The 21,568-nt window shown below is 69.7% G+C and carries 18 protein-coding genes and 4 pseudogenes; 10 read left to right on the top strand and 12 right to left on the bottom strand.

Features of this window, described 5'->3' with window-relative positions; genetic code table 11:
* The first annotated feature begins 13 nt into the window (after positions 1–13).
* Together ACFVXE_RS09485 and ACFVXE_RS09490 are read left to right on the top strand one after the other, a co-directional pair.
* The gene (locus tag ACFVXE_RS09485) at positions 14–1,681 is read left to right on the top strand and encodes a heparinase II/III family protein (RefSeq protein ID WP_389670440.1); all 1,668 of its coding nucleotides are present in this window, start codon (positions 14–16) and stop codon (positions 1,679–1,681) included.
* A gap of 96 nt (positions 1,682–1,777) precedes the next feature.
* Complete coding sequence (locus tag ACFVXE_RS09490; RefSeq protein WP_389670441.1) at positions 1,778–1,927, top strand: hypothetical protein; 150 nt, start codon at positions 1,778–1,780, stop codon at positions 1,925–1,927.
* 222 nt (positions 1,928–2,149) lie between these two features.
* Here ACFVXE_RS09490 and ACFVXE_RS09495 read toward each other — a convergent pair whose 3' ends face one another.
* The gene (locus ACFVXE_RS09495) at positions 2,150–2,623 is read right to left on the bottom strand and encodes a MerR family transcriptional regulator (protein ID WP_389670442.1); all 474 of its coding nucleotides are present in this window, start codon (positions 2,621–2,623) and stop codon (positions 2,150–2,152) included.
* Positions 2,624–2,908: 285 nt separating this feature from the next.
* Here ACFVXE_RS09495 and ACFVXE_RS09500 point away from each other — a divergent pair, with 285 nt between their 5' ends.
* The gene (locus tag ACFVXE_RS09500) at positions 2,909–4,363 is read left to right on the top strand and encodes an MFS transporter (RefSeq protein ID WP_389670443.1); all 1,455 of its coding nucleotides are present in this window, start codon (positions 2,909–2,911) and stop codon (positions 4,361–4,363) included.
* 138 nt (positions 4,364–4,501) lie between these two features.
* On the opposite strand, the pseudogene ACFVXE_RS09505 reads toward ACFVXE_RS09500, so the two are convergent.
* Together ACFVXE_RS09505 and ACFVXE_RS09510 are read right to left on the bottom strand one after the other, a co-directional pair.
* Positions 4,502–4,732 (bottom strand): annotated as a pseudogene (locus ACFVXE_RS09505) (ISL3 family transposase); the annotation flags it as partial.
* 159 nt (positions 4,733–4,891) lie between these two features.
* Positions 4,892–5,743 (bottom strand): class I SAM-dependent methyltransferase, encoded by an 852-nt coding sequence (locus tag ACFVXE_RS09510; protein ID WP_389670444.1) that lies wholly within the window; start codon positions 5,741–5,743, stop codon positions 4,892–4,894.
* A gap of 975 nt (positions 5,744–6,718) precedes the next feature.
* On the opposite strand from ACFVXE_RS09510, the gene ACFVXE_RS09515 reads away from it, so the two are divergent.
* Positions 6,719–7,294, top strand: a complete 576-nt coding sequence (locus ACFVXE_RS09515; RefSeq protein ID WP_389670445.1) for a YdeI family protein — start codon at positions 6,719–6,721, stop codon at positions 7,292–7,294.
* 399 nt (positions 7,295–7,693) lie between these two features.
* Here the strand turns inward: ACFVXE_RS09515 and katG are convergent, their stop codons facing one another.
* Positions 7,694–9,940 carry a catalase/peroxidase HPI gene (gene katG / locus ACFVXE_RS09520; protein WP_389670446.1) on the bottom strand — a complete coding sequence of 749 codons (2,247 nt, stop codon included), beginning with the start codon at positions 9,938–9,940 and terminating at the stop codon, positions 7,694–7,696.
* Positions 9,941–10,326: 386 nt separating this feature from the next.
* On the opposite strand from katG, the gene ACFVXE_RS09525 reads away from it, so the two are divergent.
* On the top strand, positions 10,327–10,737 hold the full coding sequence (locus ACFVXE_RS09525; protein ID WP_389670447.1) for a Fur family transcriptional regulator: 411 nt from the start codon (positions 10,327–10,329) through the stop codon (positions 10,735–10,737).
* A 51-nt stretch (positions 10,738–10,788) separates the two neighbouring features.
* Here ACFVXE_RS09525 and ACFVXE_RS09530 read toward each other — a convergent pair.
* Positions 10,789–11,168, bottom strand: a pseudogene (locus ACFVXE_RS09530) (metallophosphoesterase); the annotation flags it as partial.
* Between the two features lie 172 nt (positions 11,169–11,340).
* Entirely contained in the window at positions 11,341–11,817 is a 477-nt protein-coding gene (locus ACFVXE_RS09535) for a MarR family winged helix-turn-helix transcriptional regulator (RefSeq protein WP_389670448.1), read from the bottom strand.
* Positions 11,818–11,869: 52 nt separating this feature from the next.
* Here ACFVXE_RS09535 and ACFVXE_RS09540 point away from each other — a divergent pair, with 52 nt between their 5' ends.
* Complete coding sequence (locus ACFVXE_RS09540) at positions 11,870–12,814, top strand: alpha/beta fold hydrolase (RefSeq protein ID WP_389670449.1); 945 nt, start codon at positions 11,870–11,872, stop codon at positions 12,812–12,814.
* Positions 12,815–12,952: 138 nt separating this feature from the next.
* Positions 12,953–13,069, top strand: a pseudogene (locus tag ACFVXE_RS09545) (TetR family transcriptional regulator); the annotation flags it as partial.
* 9 nt (positions 13,070–13,078) lie between these two features.
* On the opposite strand, the pseudogene ACFVXE_RS09550 reads toward ACFVXE_RS09545, so the two are convergent.
* Positions 13,079–13,198: pseudogene (locus ACFVXE_RS09550) on the bottom strand (histidine phosphatase family protein); the annotation flags it as partial.
* A gap of 130 nt (positions 13,199–13,328) precedes the next feature.
* On the bottom strand, positions 13,329–13,946 hold the full coding sequence (locus ACFVXE_RS09555; RefSeq protein WP_389670450.1) for a CGNR zinc finger domain-containing protein: 618 nt from the start codon (positions 13,944–13,946) through the stop codon (positions 13,329–13,331).
* Positions 13,947–14,119: 173 nt separating this feature from the next.
* On the opposite strand from ACFVXE_RS09555, the gene ACFVXE_RS09560 reads away from it, so the two are divergent.
* On the top strand, positions 14,120–14,860 hold the full coding sequence (locus tag ACFVXE_RS09560; RefSeq protein WP_389670451.1) for a metallophosphoesterase: 741 nt from the start codon (positions 14,120–14,122) through the stop codon (positions 14,858–14,860).
* A gap of 425 nt (positions 14,861–15,285) precedes the next feature.
* Here the strand turns inward: ACFVXE_RS09560 and ACFVXE_RS09565 are convergent, their stop codons facing one another.
* Positions 15,286–16,326 carry a hypothetical protein gene (locus ACFVXE_RS09565; protein ID WP_389670452.1) on the bottom strand — a complete coding sequence of 347 codons (1,041 nt, stop codon included), beginning with the start codon at positions 16,324–16,326 and terminating at the stop codon, positions 15,286–15,288.
* A 223-nt stretch (positions 16,327–16,549) separates the two neighbouring features.
* Between ACFVXE_RS09565 and ACFVXE_RS09570 the strand changes: the two genes are divergently transcribed.
* Positions 16,550–17,341 (top strand): enoyl-CoA hydratase/isomerase family protein, encoded by a 792-nt coding sequence (locus ACFVXE_RS09570; protein ID WP_389670453.1) that lies wholly within the window; start codon positions 16,550–16,552, stop codon positions 17,339–17,341.
* Positions 17,342–17,369: 28 nt separating this feature from the next.
* Here the strand turns inward: ACFVXE_RS09570 and ACFVXE_RS09575 are convergent, their stop codons facing one another.
* Both ACFVXE_RS09575 and ACFVXE_RS09580 read right to left on the bottom strand, forming a co-directional pair.
* On the bottom strand, positions 17,370–18,386 hold the full coding sequence (locus tag ACFVXE_RS09575; RefSeq protein WP_389670454.1) for a GNAT family N-acetyltransferase: 1,017 nt from the start codon (positions 18,384–18,386) through the stop codon (positions 17,370–17,372).
* The gene (locus ACFVXE_RS09580) at positions 18,383–19,174 is read right to left on the bottom strand and encodes a phytanoyl-CoA dioxygenase family protein (RefSeq protein ID WP_389670455.1); all 792 of its coding nucleotides are present in this window, start codon (positions 19,172–19,174) and stop codon (positions 18,383–18,385) included. Before ACFVXE_RS09580 ends, ACFVXE_RS09575 begins: the two co-directional genes overlap by 4 nt.
* A gap of 133 nt (positions 19,175–19,307) precedes the next feature.
* On the opposite strand from ACFVXE_RS09580, the gene ACFVXE_RS09585 reads away from it, so the two are divergent.
* Complete coding sequence (locus tag ACFVXE_RS09585; RefSeq protein ID WP_389670456.1) at positions 19,308–20,096, top strand: HAD family hydrolase; 789 nt, start codon at positions 19,308–19,310, stop codon at positions 20,094–20,096.
* On the opposite strand, the gene ACFVXE_RS09590 is transcribed toward ACFVXE_RS09585, so the two are convergent.
* Positions 20,071–21,471: a LysR family transcriptional regulator gene (locus ACFVXE_RS09590; RefSeq protein WP_389670457.1), complete on the bottom strand. Its 1,401-nt coding sequence runs from the start codon at positions 21,469–21,471 to the stop codon at positions 20,071–20,073. The two genes, ACFVXE_RS09585 and ACFVXE_RS09590, sit on opposite strands and share 26 nt — an antisense overlap.
* Positions 21,472–21,568 lie beyond the last annotated feature (97 nt).

Raw genomic sequence — 21,568 nt, forward strand, 5'->3', positions numbered from 1 at the left:
GCGGAGCACGCACATGCCGGACCTTCCGTTCTCCGTGTACCGCCGCTTCGACGACGACGGCGACCGTCTGGCGTACGAGGAGCTGTACTTCCGGCGCCGAGCGCTGGTGACGGCCCTCGCCGCCGAGGCCCTGATTGACCCGGCGGTCCAACTCGGCGCTCTGGCCGATGCGTTGTGGTCCGTCTGCGACGAGTACACCTGGGCGCTGCCCGCCCACGAGATGCATGCGACCCGTCTGGGCCGGGGCATGGACCAGTGCCTCGACCTGTTTGCCGCGCTCACCGCGCAGCTGCTCGCCGAGACGGTCCAGGTCTGCGGCGACCGGCTCGATCCCCGGGTCGCCGCCCGCGTGCGCGACCAGGTGGACCACCGGGTGCTGTCCCTCCTCGCCGACGACGAACGCCCGCTTCTGTGGGAGGGCTGGGCGCACAACTGGGCAGCAGTGTGTGGCGGTTGCGTGGGGCTCGCGGCACTGGCCCTGTGGGATCCAGGACCGCGCCTGAGCCGAGTCCTCGACCGGTGCCGACACGCTCAACTCACGTACCTCAGTGGCTTCGGAGACGACGGGGGCTGTGCCGAAGGGGTGGGCTACTGGGTGTTCGGGTTCGCGCACTTCGTCTACTTCGCCGAGGGGCTGCGGGAGTTCACCGGGGAGGATCTGCTCACACACCCCAAGGTGGCGGCCATCGCCCGCTTTCCGGGCGCGGTGCATCTGGGCGGCGGGCTGTTCCCCGCCTTCTCGGACGGGGAGGAACGGCCTCGCGTGCCCGCCGGTCTCGCCCGAGAGCTCGCGCGGAGGCTCGGGGTCCGGGTCCCCGCCGAGGCCGTGGAGGCCACGGACAGCGGGGCGGACCTCTCACGGGACTGGGCCGACCTCTCCCGAACTTTGCGCTGGGCTGCCCCGGGCCCCGCCCCCGCGCCGGAACCCGAGCCGCCCACGGCGTACCTCCCCGACCTCGCCTGGCTGGTCGACCGGGGACAGGGCGTGGCCTTCGCGGCCAAGGGCGGCCACAACGCCGAGCCGCACAACCACAACGACCTCGGCCAGTTCGTACTGGCGGCCCGGGGTGAGGTGCTGCTCGCCGACCTGGGCGCCGGCGAGTACCGCAAGGGGTACTTCGACGAGGCCACCCGCTACGCATTCCTGCACGCCTCCTCGCGCGCACACTCCGTTCCCCGCGTCGACACGCGCGAGCAGTCCGCGGGCGGCGCCCGCGCGGCCCAGGTACAGAAGCTCCACCTCCACGCGCACGGCGCGGACCTGACCCTCGACCTCGCCGGCGCTTACGAGGTGAACGGCTTGACGGCGCTGCGCCGCGCCTTCTCCTGGCACCGCGACACCGGGGAACTGCTGCTCGTCGACGAGGTGGAGGCAGAACGCCCGGTACCGCTGGAGGAGGTGTTCGTCAGCCGGCTGCGCCCCGAACTCCGCGCGGACGGGGCGGTATGGACCGGAAACGCGGCACGGGCCCACCTCAGCCTGCCGGAAGGCTGTGTCCCGCACGTCGAAACGGTGCACACCACCGACCATGAGGGTGCCCCCGACACGGTCCACCTCCTGCGGCTCGGCTTCGACCTCGTTGAGCGGCGGGCCCGCTTGCCGTTCCTATTCACCGTCGGCTCTGCTGTCGGCGGGGACGGCACCCCGGGAAGCACCAGCGGAGGGCCCTTGCTGGCGTGAAGGTGTGCGGGCGCCATCGACCCCGTAAGTCGTCCGAAGCCGGGTCCCTGGCTCCGCGACGAGAGGCGTCCTCACGACGGTCTTGTCACTGCCGCCGTGCACCGACTGGGCCGCAATGTCGTCGACTGCTCGAACACCGGCTACAAGATGCGGGACGAGAAGAAGATGCTCGTCACGTACGGACACGACGGACCTTGGGAACTGGACGACCCGGCCGACGAGTACCGGTTCACGATGGAAGCCTGAGGCGTGCAGATGGAACTCCGTGCGATCCAACGCCGGAATCGCGACGGGGTCTGTTTCCCTATCGGCCCCACCGGGCTCGGCGCCGACTGGACACGGACGGTCGCCATCATCGAGGACTGAGCGGCAGCGAACAGGGCGGTGACGGGACAAGGTCGAGGCCGTGCGCGACCACTGCGTTGTGTGCGGCCGCCACCGTTCGCGCGAAGCGGCAGGGGGAGCCCGTCAGTCTGTCTCGGGCTCCGGCAGGGGCACCCAGAGCTGGTCGGCGTCACCGGCCGCGAGCCGACCGCGGTAGACATCGATCTTGTGGTCGATGAGCGTCAGATTCTCCTGCAACTCGGCGATTCTGGCTGTCACTTCGGAACGGCGCGTCTCCATGAGTGCCAGCCGTTCCCCCTCGTTGCCGTAGCCGGCGGCGACGAGTTCGGCGTACTGCCGGATCGTCCTGATGGGCATGGCAGTCGCCCGGAGCTTGGTGCACAGCGTGATCCAGCTCAGATCGCGCCGGTGGTAGCGGCGCCGGCCGCCTGGGGTGCGTTCGATGTCGGTGATGACCAGGCCCGCGCGCTCGTAGTAGCGCAGGGTGTGCACGCTGACGCCTGTTCTGCGGGCGGCCTCGGCGATGGTCAGACCTGGGTCGGGCTCGGCCTGGGAGCGAACGGACTGAGATCGCGGTTGCGGCTTGATTTCGAGCACGCTCTAAATCGTAGCGTCGAGGACATGGGCGTTCAACGCGAACGGATGCCGTCCCGGGCAGGTTCTGAGCCGGGTCGCGGGTGGCAGCCGTGCCTTGACGCGGCCGCCCCCGAGAGGCGCCCGAGAGGGTTCGGCGGTGCAGCGGTTTCCGTCGTCCTGACCGGCCGTGCCGGTGTCACCGGGCCGGGTTGCTCCCCCGCGCCCGACCCGCGCCCACCGGCACGGCCCCTGAGACAGAGTCACCTGCGATGGCCGCCCAGCGGCCTCTGATTGGATTGAACCCGGATGACCGAACTCGGCCCCCATCGACGGTCGTTGGTGCTGGCGATCTGCTGCGCCAGCATGATCGTCGTTGTCATGGATATCTCGATCGTCAACGTTGCGCTGCCGAACATCCATGACGATCTGGACGCCTCGGTGTCCAGTCTTCAGTGGACGGTCGACGCGTACACACTGGTGCTCGCCAGCTTCCTGCTCCTGGCCGGATCGACCGCCGACCGGGTGGGGCGCAGACGCATCTTCCTGATCGGTCTCGCCGTCTTCGGGATCGGCTCCCTCCTGTGCGGTCTGGCGCCCAGTATCGGCTGGCTCATCGGAGCCCGTGCAGTGCAGGCCGTCGGCGGCACCATGCTCAACCCGGTGGCGATGGCGATCATCGCCACCACATTCCCCGACCCGAAGGAGCGTGCCAAGGCCATCGGCGTGTTCGGCTCGATGTCCGGCCTGTCGCTGGCGCTCGGTCCGATCCTCGGCGGTGGGCTGGTCGACGCGTTCGGCTGGCGTTCCGTCTTCTGGATCAACGCGCCGATCGTGGCGGTCGCGATCGCGATGGCCGCTCGGTACGTTCCGGAGTCCCGCGCACCGCGGGCCCGTCGTCCCGACCCCGTGGGCCAGCTGCTGGTGATCGTCGTGCTCGGCAGCCTGGTCCACGCGATCATCGAGTCGCACACGCTGGGCTGGGGCTCGGGGACCATCGTCGCCCTGCTCGCCGTTGCCGTGCTCGCCGCCGTGACCACCATCGCCTACGAACTACGCCGCTCCGACCCCCTGTTGGAGCTGCGTCTCTTCCGCAGTGTGCCGTTCAGCTCGGCGATCCTGATGGCATTCGCGGCCCTGTGCGCCTTCGGCGCCTTCCTCTTCGTGACCACCTTGTACCTGCAGGAGGTCCGCGGCATGCCGGCACTCAAGGCTGGCCTGTGCCTGCTGCCGGTGGGACTGCTCATCGTGGTCCTCTCCCCGCGCACCGGTAAGTATGTCGGCGCGCACGGGCCCCGGTTGCCCCTGGTGGTCTCCGGGGTCGCGCTCGCGACGGGCGGCGCCGTGTCGCTCGTCGTCCGCCCGGCCACCCCCTTGGCGGGCGTGCTCGCGATCTACCTCTTGATCGGGATATTCCAGGGAACGGCCAACCCGCCGATCACGAACACCGCGGTCTCGGGGATGCCCCGCTCCATGGCGGGTGTGGCCACATCCCTCGCGTCCGCCGGCCGCCAGACCGGCACCACTCTCGGCGTCGCCATCGCGGGCACGATCGTGGGTACCTCAGTGGCGCACAGCGGGTCCGCGTACACCGATGCCGAGCACGGCGTCTGGTGGTTGCTGGTCGGCCTCGGTCTCGCCATCCTGGCTCTGGCGCTGATCAGTACCGGGAACTGGGCGAAGGCGACCGCCGTGCGTGCTGCGTCCCTCTTCGAAGAAGTGGACAAGGGCGCGAAGGCTCCGCAGCCGGTGGGACGCCCGTGACCACGTCATCTCCGCTTCCAGGGCCGCCTGCATCAGGTGCTGGGCCGGCTCGGGCAGCACCCCGCCCTCACCCAGCAGCCGCAGCCCCTCCCCGCGGACCTTCTCCGCCGCCGGCACAGCCAGATCGAACTTCCGCACCCGCAACGACGCCACGACGAACTTGCCCGCCGTCGGCAGATCACGAGGAAATCGCAGGTAGGAGCCGTGTATTCGCCCCGACCAGCACCCGCACCCCGGACAGGCCGCCCACCCTGCGGGCGTACGGGCCTCGACCCGGACGACCGTGTCGATCACCTCGACCGATTCCACCAACACGCCCTCGACCGAGGAGAACAGCAGCTCGTGCAACTGTGGCAGCACTTCGTTCACGGAGAAGGACTGTCGACCACACCACCGTTCAGCCAGGCGATTTTCGGGCGAACTTTAGTGGTCGTAGGCGGTCAGTGCATGACTGGCTGGCCGCGCATGAACCCGGCTCCACTCATCAGGCCCCCTTGGAATCGATCATCCAGGGGACCGGGAGGCGCTCTACCGGCGGACCGCCGAGACCAGCCCGCCGGGCCGCTCCTCCCGCTGCGGCGGGGTGCTGATCGGGCGGCCGTAGGCGGCAGCGCGCTCGCGCAGGGTGTGGCTGTCGGCCTCCCAGCCGTGCCCGGCCAGCCAGCGCACCGGGTCGTCGGGCATCTCCGAGACCCACATGGACGCCGCCGATGCCGGCGCGGCGTCCGCGCCGAAGCGCTCGATCACGCCGCGCGAGCCCAATGTCAGCCCCATCCGACTGCCTGCCGCCGACTGCGTGCTGATCCGGGCCAGCAGTAGCTCCACCGCGTCCTCGGGCAGATAGATCAGTAGCCCTTCGGCGATCCACGCGGTCGGCACGGTCGGGTCGTGCCCTGCGGCGGCCAGCGCGCCCGGCCAGTCCTCACGCAGATCCACCGCGACGGTGATCCGCTCGCAGCGTGCGACGGCCCGCTCCTGGCGCAGCACCGAAGCCTTGAAGTCCAATGGCGCGGCGGTGTCGACCTCGAACAGCCGGGTGCCCTCGGGCCAGTCCATCCGGAAGGCCCGGCTGTCCATGCCGGCGCCGAGCAGCACGACCTGCCGGACCCCGGACGCGGAGGCTTGCTGCAACAGGTCGTCGAGGAACTTCGTCCTGATCACGATGGAGAACGACACGGCCAGCCGGCGGCGTCGCGCGGCCTCGTCATCGGGCAGCGGCGGCGAGGAGGGCCACAGGCCGCCGGCGGTGGCGAAGGCCTGTGCCAGTGAGTCACGGAACAGCGCGTTCTCCCGCTCGGTCTCCAGCGCCCGCACCCTGGCCACCCCCAACGCCGTGGCCCACACTCCCGACGGCTGCACCCGCTCCTGTTCATCAGTCACCGCGCCAGCCTAGGTGATCGATTCCAAGGGGCCTGAGGAGGGGCACCAGCTTCATACGCGGCCAGCCAGTCATGCGCGCACTGACCGCCTACGACCACTGAAACCACCACTAGTCGAAGATCAGCAGTCACCCTGTGTACGCGACCACACGAAGTGGACCAGAGCCGGTTCTCGTGAACAGCGCCACTCGTATTCGGGGCGACCCGGCTGATCTGTTTTCAGGTGTGCACGACGTGGACTGTGGCGAGTTGCCGGAAGATGCTGCTGACCTGTGGCTCAGCGGGCTCGCGTGGGGGATCACCGATGCGTAGTCCTGACCCCGCACAGGTGGGAGCGGAATTGGCGCGACGCTCATTTGACGCTCGACCTGAAGGGCCGTCAGGTGTGCAAACCGGTTGGGGTGGGAGTCACATACTTCGGCGGCTCGTACCCGGCACGGTCCCTTCCGAGGCCGCCGACGTCCGATCTGGAGCACCCGGATCACCGCTCGTGGCACGAGACGAACCGGTCTGGCTCTCCGTAGCTCAACGCGATCTCGGTCCGGGCGTGTTGAGCAATTGGCGGCACATTATCGAAGTCCGGGCGCAGGGCGCGCCTGGCTCGGTCGAGAAGTTGCTCTGGTTCCTGACGCTCAATCGACGCTCCGGGCCTCCGAGGCATTGCTCGGCGGAGCGCAAATGGCTCCCGATGCGGCGTTATGTCGGTTCCTCCGTGTCGCTGTGCCTGGGCGGTGATGTGAGGTAGGCGCAGATCATGTCTGCGAGCATGTTCCGGTAGTGGTCCCGACTGTCAGGGGCGACCAGGTCGCGGGCGAGGAGCGCGCACACGCACCTGTGCACTTTTTTGTGTACCGGGCTGTGCACGTTGACCCGTACGCCGACAATGATCACGCAGGCCCACGGGCATCCCGCATCCCGCATCCGGGGCCGTGCCGAATGCCTCATGACAATCGGCCGAGTGTGATTCGCTGCTGGGGTGACTCAGGACTTGGAGATCGTCGCATTCGAATCCGCCGAGGCATTCCAGGCATGGCTCGGCGAGAACCACGCCGTCTCGCCCGGCATCTGGCTCAAGCTCCGCAAGAAGGGCCCCGGAATCGCCGCGCTGGACTACACCCAGGCGCTCGACGTGGCACTCTGCTACGGCTGGATCGACGGCCAGAAGGCAAAGTTCGACGACCAGTGGTGGCTCCAGCGATTCACCCCGCGCAAGCCGCGCAGCAAGTGGTCCAAGGCCAACCGGGACAAGGTGGCCGCCCTGATCGAGCAGGGCCGGATGCATCCGCCGGGACAGGCCGAGGTCGACCGCGCCAAGGCAGACGGCCGCTGGGAAGCGGCGTACGACGGCGCGAAGACCGCCACGGTGCCGGACGACCTCACGGCGGCCCTGATCGCCGACCCGGCCGCGGCGGAGTTCTTCGAGACACTGGACCGGCAGAACCGCTACGCGATCCTGTACCGGATCCAAGATGCCAAGAAGGCCGAGACCCGGGCGCGCCGGATCGAAAAGTACGTAGCGATGCTGGCGAAGGGCGAGAAGCTGCACCCGTAGTCACGGGGAGGGACCGTGGCCGTGTGCTGCCCTGGACTCCCGGCGCGCCTGCGGCCCCGGCAGCAGCCACCAACCGCCGGCGCTGAGCGTAACGAAACATCAGACGCCCTGAGCAGGCGCACCCCTCAAGATCGAAGACCCCGAGTTCAACTTTGTCGTTGAGGTGGGCGAATTCAACGTGGACCAGTGCGTCTTCTTCCTCGGCCCGGTCTCGACGGAAGTCCGGTAGCCAAGACGAGCAGGGTGGACGTGCTCGGGCAGGCGGGGCGCGATGGCGGCCCACCTGCCCGCGAGCTGTCCGCTGTTCTGCTGTGATGTGCTGTGGGGTCGGTGCGTGTGCGCACCGACCCCACAGCCGGAGTGCCCGGTTACCGGTGGAACGGATCTGGTTGGGGAGGGTCAGCTCAGGTCGAAGCGGTCGAGGTTCATGACTTTGGTCCAGGCGGCGACGAAGTCCGTCACGAACTTTTGCTGCGCGTCGTCGCTGGCGTAGACCTCGGCGAGGGCGCGGAGTTCGGAGTTGGAGCCGAAGACCAGGTCCGCGCGGGTGCCGGTCCACTTGACCTGGCCGGTTGCGTCGCGGGCCTCGAACTCGTCCTGCGCCGACGACGTCGATTTCCAGGTGATGCCCAGGTCGAGCAGGTTCACGAAGAAGTCGTTGGTCAGCGTGCCCGGGCGGTCGGTGAGGACGCCGTGCTGCGAGCCGCCGGTATTGGCGCCCAGCACGCGCAGACCGCCGACCAGGACGGTGGTCTCCGGGGCGCTCAGTGTCAGCAGGTTGGCCCGGTCGAGAAGCAGGTACTCGGCGGGCAGGCGGCTGCCCTTGCCGACGTAGTTGCGAAAGCCGTCGTACGCGGGTTCCAGGGCGGCGAAGGACTCGACGTCCGTCTGGTCCTGCGTGGCGTCGACACGGCCCGCGGTGAACGGCACCTGTACCTCGACGCCGGCGTCCTTGGCCGCCTGCTCGACGGCCGCGTTGCCCGCGAGGACGATCAGGTCGGCCAGCGAGACCTGCTTGCCGCCCTTGGCGTTGAAGGACTCCTGGACACCTTCCAGAGCGCGCAGGACCTGGGCAAGCTCGTCCGGGTTGCTCGCCTCCCAGCCGCGCTGCGGTTCCAGACGGACCCGGGCGCCGTTGGCGCCGCCGCGCTTGTCGCTGCCGCGGAAGGACGCGGCCGAGGCCCAGGCGGCCGAAACCAGCTGAGCCACCGTCAGGTCCGTGGCGAGTACCTGCTCCTTGAGCGTGGTGATCTCCGCGGCGTCCAGCAGCTCACCGGTGCGTGCGGGCAGCGGGTCCTGCCACAGCAGCACCTCGGAGGGAACCTCGGCGCCCAGGTAGCGCTGGATCGGGCCCATGTCGCGGTGCGTCAGCTTGTACCAGGCGCGCGCGAAGGCGTCCGCGAACTCGTCCGGGTTCTCGTAGAAGCGGCGCGAGATCTGCTCGTAGGCCGGGTCGAAGCGCAGCGACAGATCGGTGGTGAGCATCTGCGGCTTGTGCTTCTTCGACGCGTCGTGCGCGTCCGGGATGGTCGCCTCCGCGTCCTTGGCGACCCACTGGTGCGCACCGGCCGGGGATTTGGTCAGCTCGTACTCGTAGGCGAAGAGGTTGTGGAAGAACTCGTTGCCCCACTTGGTCGGAGTGCTGGTCCAGGTCACCTCCAGACCGCTGGTGATGGCGTCCCCGCCCTTGCCCGTCCCGTAAGAGCTGCGCCAGCCCAGGCCCTGCTCCTCCAACGGGGCGCCCTCGGGGTCCGCGCCGACGCTCTCGGCCGGGCCCGCGCCGTGCGTCTTGCCGAAGGTGTGGCCACCGGCGATGAGGGCGACGGTCTCCTCGTCGTTCATCGCCATCCGGCGGAAGGTCTCGCGGATGTCGCGGGCGGCCGCGATCGGGTCCGGATTGCCGTTGGGGCCCTCGGGATTGACGTAGATCAGGCCCATCTGGACCGCGCCGAGCGGGTTCTCCAGCTCACGGTCGCCGGTGTAGCGCTCGTCGTCGAGCCAGGTGGTCTCCGGGCCCCAGTAGACGTCCTCCTCCGACTCCCAGACGTCCTCGCGGCCACCGGCGAAGCCGAAGGTCTTCAGGCCCATGGTCTCCAGGGCGACGTTGCCGGTGAGGATCAGCAGGTCGGCCCAGGACAGCGCCTGGCCGTACTTCTTCTTCACCGGCCACAGGAGACGGCGGGCCTTGTCCAGGTTGCCGTTGTCCGGCCAGCTGTTCAGCGGGGCGAAGCGCTGCTGACCGGCGCCCGCGCCACCGCGGCCGTCGCTGATGCGATATGTGCCGGCGCTGTGCCAGGCCATCCGGATCATCAGCGGTCCGTAGTTGCCGAAGTCGGCCGGCCACCAGTCCTGCGACGTGGTGAGCACCGCGGCGATGTCCCGCTTCACCGCGGGCAGGTCGACCGCTTGGAACGCGGCCGCGTAGTCGAAGTCCGCACCGAGCGGGTTCGCCACGGTGGGGTTCTTGGCAAGGATCTTCAGGTTGAGGCGGTCCGGCCACCACTGGCGGTTCCCGCCGCCCTGTGTGGGGTGCGCCGCGCGGCCGTGGGCCACGGGGCAGCCGCTCGTCTGCGCCTCGGGGACGGCCGTCTCGGGCGAATCCGGGGTGACGGGATCGAAGACATGCGACTCGTGGTTCTCGGTCATGGGCAATCCTTCCGGACCCGGCGGGTCGTGGGAGCGCTGAACGGGGGAGGAGGATTCCGGCCGTGCAGAAGGGGCACGCCGTGCCGGGGTCTCGCCGCGGGCCGCCCGAACGCCTCACGGACCAACGGACCGGACGGTCCCGGGCGGTGCGACGCGGACGGCGCTCGGCCGGCGGGCGGCCGCGCGCGCTCGAACGGCGGTGTCCAGTCACATGTCTCTGCTGCCGTACCGGAGTCTTCCTGTCTCTTGGATGTCGCCGGGATCGATCCTACGATGGACTTCGTCCAAGTCAAGAAGTGCGCTAAAACCATAACGACCGGGGCGTGGCGTCGTCGGATCCTTCCGGGGGCCGCGCGTCCCTCGCGAAGCGGAGCAGGTGAAACGAGATGAGCGACCTCCTTCAACGGCTGCGGGGCCGTGGCTGGCGGTTGACCTCACAGCGGCGTGTCGTCGCGGAGGTCCTCGACGGCGACCACGTGCACCTGACGGCGGACGAGGTGCATCTGCGGGCCGCCGCGCGACTGCCCGAGATCTCTCGCGCGACCGTCTACAACGCGCTGAGGGAACTCGTCGCGCTCGGCGAGGTGTTGGAGGTCTCCACCGTGGGCCGGGCCAAGCGCTACGACCCGAACGCGCGCCGCCCCCATCAGCACCTGGTGTGCACCGGCTGCGGCACGGTCCGCGATGTCCACCCGGCCGGCAACGCCCTAGAGGACCTGCCCGAGGCCGAGCGGTTCGGGTTCGCCGTCGGCTCGGTGGAGATCACCTACCGCGGCTTGTGCCCGGCCTGCGCCTGACCGCGGCGGTATCCACGCCCCTGACAGAACCCGGTTACGTACCAGCACCTACAGCACCGGCGCGGGGAGGTCGGAGTCGGCGCCCGTGGAGGGCTCCGGCGAGGTGGGCGCGCGGTGGCCGGCCAGGCCGGAGGACTCGGCGGTGACGTCATCCACGCCGGCGACCACAAGGGTGTCGCCCCCGCGTTCGAGCAGCAGATGGCGGTTGCGCAGCGGCTCCCAGCCCAGCTCGTCCACCAGGTCGACCCAGCCTGGGCCTCGCCGTAGTACTCGTGGTTGCCGGTGACGTATCCACGGGCCGGAGTCGCCTGCACGGTGCCCAGTGGGGCGGCTTGGGCGCGACGGCGTTCGGCCGTGCCTTCCGCGATGTCCCCGGTGCGGCAGACCAGGTCGGCTTCCAGGGTGTTCACCGTCTCGCACACCTGTGCCGAATTCGTCGGACCGGGATGAAAGAGCGGGCCGAAGTGCCTTCTGAGCGCCTTCTGTTCCTGAAATATCAGCCGCCGATCTTGCGCTGGAGTGAACGGGTGCTCCTTGCGGACTCTTCGTCCGCCCGTTCACTTCGAGCAGTGGAGCGCCGTGATGCGAGAGGTGCAGGAGTGGCTACTGCACGTCCGGGTCGTGCGCGATCCAGCCCGGTGAATCGAGCCGGATCGTACCGTCTCCGACCAGCGATCGGAGTGCCTTCTCGAGTGCCGAGATTGACTCCGCGCCCACCTGTTTCTCCCACTGCTCACGCATCTCGTCGAAGATCGCTTCGCCCTGTTGCAACATTGCGAGTCCGTGCTCGGTGACGCGAAGTCGCGTCCGTCGACGGTCGGTCGAGTCAGGTTGGCGCGCTACGAAATTGCGTTCCTCCAGTGCGGCGATCGTCTTCGCGGCCGCCTGTCTCGTCACCGACATTCTGCGGGCGAGTTCGGAAGCACTGTCGGCGCCGGACAGGATCGAGTGGAGGGCAAAGTCGTGCACCGACCGTACGTCCTCGTACCCGCGCTCGGCGAGCTCGGCGGTGGCTCGATCCGCCAGAGTGCGGAAGCCGGCGAGCAGGAGCAGGGCGAGATCGGCGCCTGATCTGGACATGCAGCCAGCATACGGCCACCTTTGACAAGGGCAACCTGGTTGCCTATGTTGTTTGACAACCAGGTTGCCTATTTGGGAGCTTCTCGTGACCACGACCATGCCCTTCGGCGCAACCCTTCCCGGCGTCATGCATCACCTCGTCGACATCAACGGAACGCAACTGCACTACGTCTCCGCCGGCACCAACGGCTCACCGATCCTGCTGGTGCACGGCTGGCCGGAGACTTGGTGGGCGTTCCGCAAGCTGATTCCGCTGCTTGCGCAGACTCACCGGGTCTTCGCCCTCGACCTCCGCGGGTTCGGTGACTCCAGCAACGCCGACACCGAGTACGGCGAGGCGGTCGCTGCCGAGGACCTGCACCATCTCGTCGAGCACATCGGCGCGGGTCCCGTTCACATCGTTTGCCAGGACATCAGCGGCGGTACCGGCTTCCGCTTCGCAGCAACGCGTCCCGAGGACGTCATCAGCTTCACCGCAATCGAGACGGCCCTGGCCGGTTTCGGATTCGAGGCTCTTGCCGACGTGAACAACCACGGCTCTTGGCACGTCGGATTCCTCGGTACTCCCGGCATACCCGGAATGCTCCTTCCCGGCCATGAGCGCGAGCTCCTGGCGGACTGGGCCTTCCCGCTGATGAACGGGACGGATGGTTCCATCGGTGAAAGCGACGTCGACGAGTTCGTTCGAACCTATGCGCGCCCGAACGCCTGGCGAGGAACGGAGGGCCTGTACCGAGGCCTCTTCTCCGACGAAGGCGCGACCAAGGCTCTCGCCGAGTCACGCCCGATCGCAGTCCCGGTTCTCACCGTCGAGGGTGCCGGCCATCGAAGGATCACCGAGACGACCTTCCGCCAGGTGGCCGCCGGTGAGGTCACCGCAGTGCACCTGGAGGGGGTCGGCCACCTCATCGCGCAGGAGGCTCCTGAAGCACTCGCGACCACAATCCTGGAATTCACTCGAGGAATCGACAGTAAGACCGTGTGTCCTGTGTGGTGAGGCGGACGAGTCGTCTGAAGCAGCATGACGGAGCGTTACTCAGCGCGGAAGCTGTGCCAGGACCCGTTCTCGCCGACAGGGCCATGCCGGCGAAGGGGTGACATCAGGAGCGGCGGCGAGCTGCGAGTGCAAGTGGTCCAGTACCAACTCATGCGCGGCATCGGGAACCTCTGCATCGGCGCCGACAGCGATCCCCGCTACGACGCGCGCCGACTGGTCGCGCTCCTCGTCGCAGGAGTACGCCAACCGTGCTGACCGTGGTGCCGAGGCCGCCCGACTCGGCACGTATCGGATGACCGTGAGTGCGGCGTTGCGGTGATTGAGGTCGAGCCAACGCCACTTCGGTGCCTTCATGGCGTCCCGGGCGAGCCGGGCGACCAGGAAGGGCGTCCCGGTTGGTCGGCGAACTCGGCGCGGACACGCTCGACGGCCGTGGGGAACGCCTTGTACTCCACGGCGGGAGGATCCGAGGCCGGCGGCCGCGCCGACATGGTCCTGGAGGATGCCCCTGGGGTCAGGACGGCGCAGAACCGTCATCGGCGACCGTGCGCTGACGCCTGTAGTGGCGAGCTGCTCGGGCACGGTTTCCGCATGACGGCTTGCACCACTCCTGCCGCCCGTGACTCTTGACGAAGTAGCGCACGCAGCGGGGCGCGGTGCAGGATCGCAACTGCGTGCGCTGCGGGCCGCTGAGGAAGTCGATGGCGGCTCGGGCCAGGGCCGCGACAAGCCGTACGTACGGATCGTTCTCCGCCGACAGCAGGCGGGCGGTGGGGACTCCCTCGACGGGCCAGTCCATCTGAGGGGCGACCGGTTCCCGCGCGGCAGCCGTATTGAGGTGGGCGATCGCCTGGTCGGCAGTCATCAGGCGATGGGCGTCCGCCGGGCTGGGGGGAGCGGGACTGACCACCCGGGCGAACAGGGCCCGGACCGCCTGCCGAAGCTCGATGATCCCGAGCCTGAGGTTTTCGTCCGCCGCGAGTTCTCCGGCCGGAACGTGGCCGGCCAGCAGATCCCCCTGCTCCTGGATCCAGTGCGTCGTTCCCTGGACCGTGGCGAGGTCATCGGCGACGCCGCCGTCTCCGTCGTGGCGAATCGTGCTCGCCAGTTCCAATGCCAGCCAGCGCTCCACGAGGCATCCCCTTCCCTCTACGTGCCCGGTCGTCAACCACTTGAACACAGCCCTGCGCACACCCTAAGGTCTCTAACGGAAAATAAAAAACTTCCGTTAGAGACTGGGGTGGGTGGAGACACCTGCCCTGGCACAGGACGGCGGCTGAGCCCGTCATCGGAGGCGACTGCGGAATGACACTGCTTGCGCAAATCAGCGACCTGCACCTGGACGGCAGCGAGAGGGCGACCCGACGCGCCACCCGCGTCATGGACTACTTGCGAGCCCTGCCCCACCCGGTTGACGCGCTCCTGGTCACCGGGGACATCGCCGACCACGGAGAGGAGGCCGAGTACGAGGAAGCAGCTCAGATCCTGACCGCCCCCTTCCCGGTGCTCACCTGCCCCGGAAACCACGACGCGCGACCGGCCTACCGCAAGGTCCTGCTCGGAGAGGCGCCCGACCACGGCCCCGTCAACCAGGCCCACCACATCGCCGGCACCACCATCCTGATGTGCGACTCCACCATCCCGGGCCGCGACGAGGGACGCCTCGACACCCAAACGCTCGACTGGATCGACACCACCCTCACCGCACTGCCGCAGGACACCGCGGCACTGATCGCCTTCCACCAGCCGCCGATCGAACTCCACCACCCCCTGCCCGACTCGGGCATGCTCGAAGAGCCCGGACGACTCGCCGACTTGCTCGACGCGCACCCTCAGGTCGCCGCCGTCATCACGGGGCACGCCCACACCGCGGCCGCCTCGACCTTCGCCGCGCGTCCGCTGATCGTCGGACCGGCCATCACCTGGACCCTGCGCATGCCCTGGGAGGGTGATCGCGCCGCAGACCGCGACCAGCCGCCCGGCCTTGCGTTCCACGTCCTGTCCGACGACCGGCGCCTGACCACCCACTACCGCGTCGTGCTCTGATCCCCCGCTCGCACGATCCGGAGGCATCGTGGTCCATCCTTACGCCGTCGCCGGGTTCCTGGTGGCTGTCCTTCCCGTGATCGCCACGCCAGGAGCCGGCCTGGCCCTGCCGGTCCAGCGCGTCACCGACAGCGGTCGCCGTCAGGCCCGCATCGGCCACCGCCCACGCGCTGCTGAGCGCACTCCGGCTCGCCGCCCGGACCTTCCTCATCCTGCGTGCCTCGCATGCCCTGCGCAGACCCCGCTTCGAGCGAACGGCCGCCAAAGCCCACATCAGCGGTCCTCATCACTCTCGGCATTCGGAGCGCCGATGACGTAGGCCGAGAGCCACCTCCTGAGTGTCGGCGCGGCGGGGTCGAGTGGAGACGCAGCGGGTGCTCGGGGCGCCGAAGTACCCCCGTACCGCGGGTGGGCCCGGAGTGCCGTCAGGGAGCGGCACCCGCCGTCCCGCCGACGAGTTCGGTGAGACGGCGGGTGCCGGGGACGCAGGCCAGGCGGAGTTCCTCCGCCTGGCCTGCGGAGAGCCGGGCCGAGGCGCCGGCCCGCTTCCCGTCGACCTGACCCGCCACCTGCGCGGCCCACTTCTCCGGCTCGGCGAGGCCCACGAAGCTGCCGAACGTGGTCAGTTGAGGCACCGGCTCGGCCACCACGGCGTCGTAGGAGATGTGCAGCAGTCGCTCCGGCGGCAGCCCGGTGAGGTGCCGGAGCGCCCCCGTGGCCCGCGACCACATGTCACCGAACCGGACCAGGGGGATGTCGGTGCCTGCGAGTGCCGCTGCGTCCAGGCTGTCGGGGGCGAACGGGCGCAGCCGCTCGGGAAGCAGCTCCGTGTGCCGGGGGTCCGGGCTCCGGTAGGGGTCCACGCCCAGTTCCGCGCGCATGTCCCCGATCAGCACCCCCAGCCGGAACAACGGGTGGCGGCTCATCGACACCGCGGCGTCCGGGCCGTCCCTGTACATGTGGACGAACCGCGCCGCGGGAAAATGGGTGAGCAGCTCCGGAAGAAACCGCAGTGACGCTCCGGAACGCTCGACGACGACATCCCGGCCGCACGAGGATGCCCACCAGGAGAAAAGTCGCAGGTACTGGCGGGAGACCGACGCAGGGGGCCAGCCGGTCACTTCGGACCGTATTCGGTCGTACAGCCCGTCCGGGTCCTCGGTGAGCGGTGGCAGGGTCATCAGACTGATGGCGGGTACTTCACCAGCCGCATAACGGCCCGAGCCGATCGGATACCGGTATTCCGGCACCGCGACCCCATGGCTCATGAGTACGTTCGGCTTCAGGCGCGGGGTGCCGAGGAGTTTCCAGAAGGCCGGCCCGTCCAGTGCGCCGTCAGGGAAGACGCCCGGGTCGAGGCAGGCGAAGAACTCACTCAGGCTGAGAGTTCCGGGGTGCTGGTTCACCAGGTCGGACAGCATCGTCGACCCACAGCGTCCCGTACCCAGAACTATGGTCAGCGGCACCTGTAGATCATTTTCTCGCATTCTGTGGAATCCTCTTCCGTGGCTCTTGTTCGGCTCTCGCGATTCACCGGAAAGGGGTGCCGCAAGGCCATTCCGTCAGGAATGTCCGAATGGCGCGACCGCTGGCTGGTACAGCTATTGACCCGGCCTGTGGGACGCACCTAGTGTGCATCGGCAATCGGGTTCTGAAGGTAATCCGAAAGAGCGAGAAAAGAGGTCGCCGATGTCGGTCCCGATCCAGTCTTTTCAAAACATTCGCAAATCCATCGGATGCTCGTACATCGGCGACGGAATCATTCTCGTGGAGTTTTCCGGGGCGCACGAGCAGAATCCGTTCAGCCGCGCCCGCATGCAGGAACTGACCGCGCTGATGCACGACATCGACCAGGACGTCTCCGTCCGTTGCGTCGTGCTCCACGGCGGGTCCGGCCGTTCCTTCGGCGTGGGCGGCGACTTCAACGAGGTCTCCGCGTTCACCGGCGGGGACGAGGTGAACGACTGGGTCGACGACATCACCGATCTCTACACGGCGATCGCGGGCATCTCCAAGCCGGTGGTGGCCGCCATCGACGGCTACGCCATCGGCATCGGTCTGCAGATCGCCCTCTGCTGCGACTACCGCGTGGCCGCGGACACCGCCCGACTGGTGATGCCGGAACTGCGGGTCGGCATCGCCTGCAACTTCGGCGGGTTCATGCTGCGGTACACCGTCGGCACCTCTGTCATGCAGCGGATGCTCTACACCTGCGAGGAATGGCCGGCCGACCGGGCGCTCGAGGACGGTCTGTTCCATGAGGTACGCCCCTCCGCGGAGGTGCTGGACCGCGCCGTGGAGCTGGCCCGTACCATCGCCGGTTACACCCCGGCCGCGGTGCAGGGGACCCGGCCACGGGTGAACGCGCCGTTCGTGGAAGGACTGGAGCGCGTACGGACCGAGGCCAAGGACTCGCACCGCAGGGCGTTCAGGGCGGGCGAGGCCCAGGACCGGATGCGGCGCATCATCGGGAAGGACTGAACGGTGCGGGACCGGCCCGGCGGCCTCCTCAACCATGGCCGCCACGCGGCAGGGTGACGGTGCGCCGGACGTCGTCCCAGCGGGACTCCACCCGCCAGCCGAGCCTCCGGTACAGAGCACGTGCCCGGACGTTCTCCTGGTCCACGGTGAGGACCATCCCGGTCCGGCGCCGGCGCCGCGCCTCGCCCAGCGCCCACCTCAGCAGCACGGCTCCCAGCCCTCTGCCGCGCACCGACGGGTCGATGCCGAGCTGCCGCACGTAGGCCACGCCACGGCTGTCCAGCATCCGGTCGGTGATGTTCACGAACCCCACGACACGGCCGTCGAGTTCGAGCAGCGCGCACTGCTCCGGGTCGACTCCCGGGTCGGACCGGTACCACCGTGCCCAGGCGTCGAAGGAGTCCTCCTCCTTGCCGGCCTCCTCGGCGGCGTACGCCTGGTTCTTCGCGCGGTGGAAGGCACGCAGGTCCGCCTCCTCGCGCAGCGGGCGTACCACCGCGCCCGGAACGGCGGGAACGGGCGGGAGCGGACCGTCCGGTGCGACCGACATGCGGTGGTAGGCCCGGGGCGAGCCGAAGCCGTGGTCCCGCAGTGCCGCACGGGTGGTGTGCTCGCCCTCCGAGACGAAACAGGACAGCGTCGCCTGCTCCACGCCGTCCGGACCGCCGAGCGTCTCGCGGCAGCGGGTGACGGCGAAGTCGAGCAGCCCGGTCCCGTCGGCCCGGGTGGCCTCCGGTCCCAGGACCAGCTCGACGACCCGGCCGGCCACACCCGAGGTGCGGCCGACCCACGCGGCGCCGACCATGTCGCCGCCGGGCCCCAGGCACAGTCGGGCGTCACGCGCGGGATCCGCGCCGGGGGCCGTGAGCCTTCCCGCGATCCACCCCCGTGTCGTCTCCACCCGGCCCAGGGCCGCCAGGTCCCGGGCGCGGGCGAGCCTCCAGACGGTGTCGGTGTGGACCGCGGGATCGAGCGGGTGCAGGTACGGCGTCCGACGTACCCGCGAGGCCGCACCGAGGGACTCGCCCGGGACCGCAGCCGTCACCGCCCGCCTCCCGCGGTGCCGGGGCGACGCGGCAGCGAGTAGACGTAACTGACGGCACGCCGCTGGTCCTCGGTGTCGTTGGCGGAGGAGGTGTGCGCGGTGAAGGCCCCGAAGAGGACGGCCGAACCGGCGCGCCGGGGCAGGGTGACCGGCGTCAGGTCGGGCCACAGCCGGTCGATGTCCAGTGAGGGTTCGCGCGGGGAGGAGAACAGGTCCGCACGGTCGATGCCGTGCGGATCCTGAAGGACGCGGCCGCGGTGGGAGCCGGGCAGGAAGCGGAGGCAGCCGTTGGCCTCGCGGGCGTCGTCCACGGCGATCCAGATGGTGAAGACGTCCTCGTAGGTCTCGTAGAACTCGTCCTTGAGGAAGAGCGCGTCCTGGTGCCAGGGCTTCTCCGAGCCGACCTCCGACGGCTTGGCCCACAGATAGCTGTTGTAGAAGTCGCCGCGCAGACCGTGCAGCGGCTCCACCACGTTCTCGTTGAGACCGAGCAGTCCGGGGACCTTGGCGAGTTCCGGGGAGTGTTCGTGGGCGCGGCCCACCACCCGCACCTTGCCGGGAATGCCTTCCCTCCCCGCGGCACGGGCCGCCCAGCCGCCGCCCTCTCCCTCGGCCTCCAGCTGCCAGCCCTGGGTGCTGTGGCGCATGCTCCGGGTCCGCTCGATCAGGTCGTCGCAGCCGCGGCGCATGATCTCCAGGACCGGTTCGGGGACAAGACCGTCGAGCGTGACGAACCCACGCTCGTCCAGTTCGCGGACGAGTTCTTCCACCGGCCGACCGAGCTGCATCCGTGTCACCCTCCGGTACGCGTGAGCCTGCTGTCGCACGATGCCGTACCGCTCGACTATGTGCCGCTCCTCCGGACGGCGGCAACGCATCCGCGGAGACGGATCGACGCACGCCTCAAAAGGCATAGGGCGGATGGGGAAGGGCGGGCTGCGGTCGTCCGGCGAGGCGGGCACCCTGGAACAGGACCAGCAGCGGCCCGCCGGCCCGTTGCCCGAAGGCGAGGGGGAAACCGTGGCAGAGGTGTCGGGGATCGTTGTCGACTGGGGCGGGGTCCTCACCCGGTCCTTCGCCGAAGGCATCGCCGTGTGGGCGGCCGCCGAGGGAGTCGATGCCGCGGAGTTCCACGCCGCTCTGGGGCGGCTTCTGGGGCCGCGGGCGGTGCCCGGGCCGGCGGCGCGGCAGTTCCACCTGGTGGAGCGGGGCGAGCTGCCGGTGGCCGAATTCGAGGCGACGCTGGCCGCTCTGGTCCGCCGGTCCGACGGCTCGCACCCCGTCGCGGAGGGCCTGGTGGAAAGGATGTTCGCGCCGTTCACAGACGAGCCGGCCATGGTGGACCTGCTGCGGGTACTGCGCGACGCGGGCCTGAAGGTCGCCCTGCTGTCCAACTCCTGGGGACACACGTACGACCGGCGAGGCTGGGACGGGTTGTTCGACGCCGTCGTGATCTCCTGCGAGGTGGGCCTGCGCAAGCCGGAGCCGGAGGTCTTCCGGCACACCGCCCGGCTGCTGGACCGTCGGCTCGAGGAGTGCCTCCTGGTGGACGACCTCGGACGCAACGTCCGGGCCGCCCGGGCACTCGGGATGGCCGGTGTCCACCACCGGACACCGCGGGAGACGGCCCTCGCCCTGGCGCCCCTGCTGGCCCCCGCCGGACGCCAGGCCGTCCTGGAGCATCTCAGCGGGGTGCCGTCCGGACACTGACCGGGGAACGGGACGGTCCCGCGCCGGCCTCGGCAGGCGGCCGGTCGGCCGCGGGGACGGGAGCGGAATCGCCCTCGCGCAGGTGGTTCACCAGGGTGTCGAGCCGGTGCTCGGCCGGGCCCGTGCAGGCCAGCAGCCGACGCGCGGTGGCCGACAGCGAGGTGCCGCGGGCCGTGCTGTGCACCAGCGGCAGGCCGCAGCTCGTTTCGAGCCGGTGGATACGGCGGGTCAGCGCGGGCTGGGTGACCAGCAGGGCCGAAGCCGCCTGGTTCAGACTGCCGGTCCGGCCGATCACCCGGAGCAGGTGCAGGTGCTCGGGTTCGAAGCCGCCGCAGCGGTCCGACGCGGACCAGCGCAACTCGGTCAGCAGGACCGGCGGGGGCACCACGCACCCGCCGGTGGCCGGGGCGGAGCGGTCCCCGCTGTCCGGAGCCCGGTCCCGGCGGGTGCCCGGCGGGGTGGTGCCGTGTGCCGTCGTCCGCAGCGCGTACCGCCGGCGCAGCCAGGCGCACAGGTCCTCGGCGAGCGGCTCCGGGATCGCCAGCGGGTCGACGGCCAGCCGCAGCCTGCGGACGAACTTCTGCCGCAGCGGGCGCAGCACCACTCCCGGTCCGGCGTTCCCGCCGAGGGTCGAGGGAGAGACCAGCGCGATGCCGTACCCACGGCGCACCAGGTCGAGGGCGGCCCCCTGGGAGCGCACCGTGAAGCTGACGGGCGGAACCGGCGTGAGCCGGGAGAGTGCCCAGCCCTGGTCGTCACCGGAATCGCCGCCGACCACGGCCACCCATTCCGTGCGGGCGAGGTCGCGCAGGTCCAGGATCTCCTGTGCGGCGAGAGGATGACCAAGAGGCAGGGCGATCTGCTGAGGCTCCTCGGCGACGGTCCGGATCAGGACACCGCCGCGCCGCGCCACCGGCCGCCGCGCCGTCTCCCAGCCGAGAGCCGCGTCGGCGGCGTACCGTTCGAATCGCTGCCAGACCCGGTGGCAGTCGTCCGGCACTATGTCGAACACCACGTCCGGGAATCGTCCGGCCAGGTGCTGGTCGAGGCCGTACGCCCACTCCGTCCCCACCGCGAACTCCACCACGGGCAGCCGGCTCGCCGCGTCGGCCCCGTGGTGGGTGGTGGCGATCGCGAAGTCGATCGCGGCCAGCAGCCGCCGCCCGACGTGCAGGAGGGCGTGCCCGGCTTCGGTGGGCTCGGTACCGGTGGCACTGCGGGTCACCAGCAGGGTGCGCAGCCGGCGTTCGAGTTTGACGAGCCGACGGCTGGCGGACGACTGCGTCATACGGCCGTCCCGCTCGACCGCGTGCAGACTGCCGTGGTCGGCCACCGCCTGCAGCAGTACCACGTCCGAACGGCGCAGGTCGAACATCCGGCTCTCCTCACTCCCACGGCCGGCCCAGGTCCGGCTCGGCCCGGGGCCGGCGCCGTGGCTGGGCGTGCCTACCGATTCCACGTGTAACCCGGTC

The organism is Streptomyces sp. NPDC058231 (assembly GCF_042882275.1).
Classification (GTDB): Bacteria; Actinomycetota; Actinomycetes; order Streptomycetales; family Streptomycetaceae; genus Streptomyces.

Coding starts and splice junctions, on each gene's coding strand:
- ACFVXE_RS09485 (WP_389670440.1), top strand. CDS start 14: ATGCCGGACCTTCCGTTCTCCGTGTACCGCCGCTTCGACGACGACGGC.
- ACFVXE_RS09500 (WP_389670443.1), top strand. CDS start 2,909: ATGACCGAACTCGGCCCCCATCGACGGTCGTTGGTGCTGGCGATCTGC.
- katG (WP_389670446.1), bottom strand. CDS start 9,940: ATGACCGAGAACCACGAGTCGCATGTCTTCGATCCCGTCACCCCGGAT.
- ACFVXE_RS09525 (WP_389670447.1), top strand. CDS start 10,327: ATGAGCGACCTCCTTCAACGGCTGCGGGGCCGTGGCTGGCGGTTGACC.
- ACFVXE_RS09535 (WP_389670448.1), bottom strand. CDS start 11,817: ATGTCCAGATCAGGCGCCGATCTCGCCCTGCTCCTGCTCGCCGGCTTC.
- ACFVXE_RS09560 (WP_389670451.1), top strand. CDS start 14,120: ATGACACTGCTTGCGCAAATCAGCGACCTGCACCTGGACGGCAGCGAG.
- ACFVXE_RS09570 (WP_389670453.1), top strand. CDS start 16,550: ATGTCGGTCCCGATCCAGTCTTTTCAAAACATTCGCAAATCCATCGGA.
- ACFVXE_RS09580 (WP_389670455.1), bottom strand. CDS start 19,174: ATGCAGCTCGGTCGGCCGGTGGAAGAACTCGTCCGCGAACTGGACGAG.
- ACFVXE_RS09585 (WP_389670456.1), top strand. CDS start 19,308: ATGGGGAAGGGCGGGCTGCGGTCGTCCGGCGAGGCGGGCACCCTGGAA.
- ACFVXE_RS09590 (WP_389670457.1), bottom strand. CDS start 21,471: ATGTTCGACCTGCGCCGTTCGGACGTGGTACTGCTGCAGGCGGTGGCC.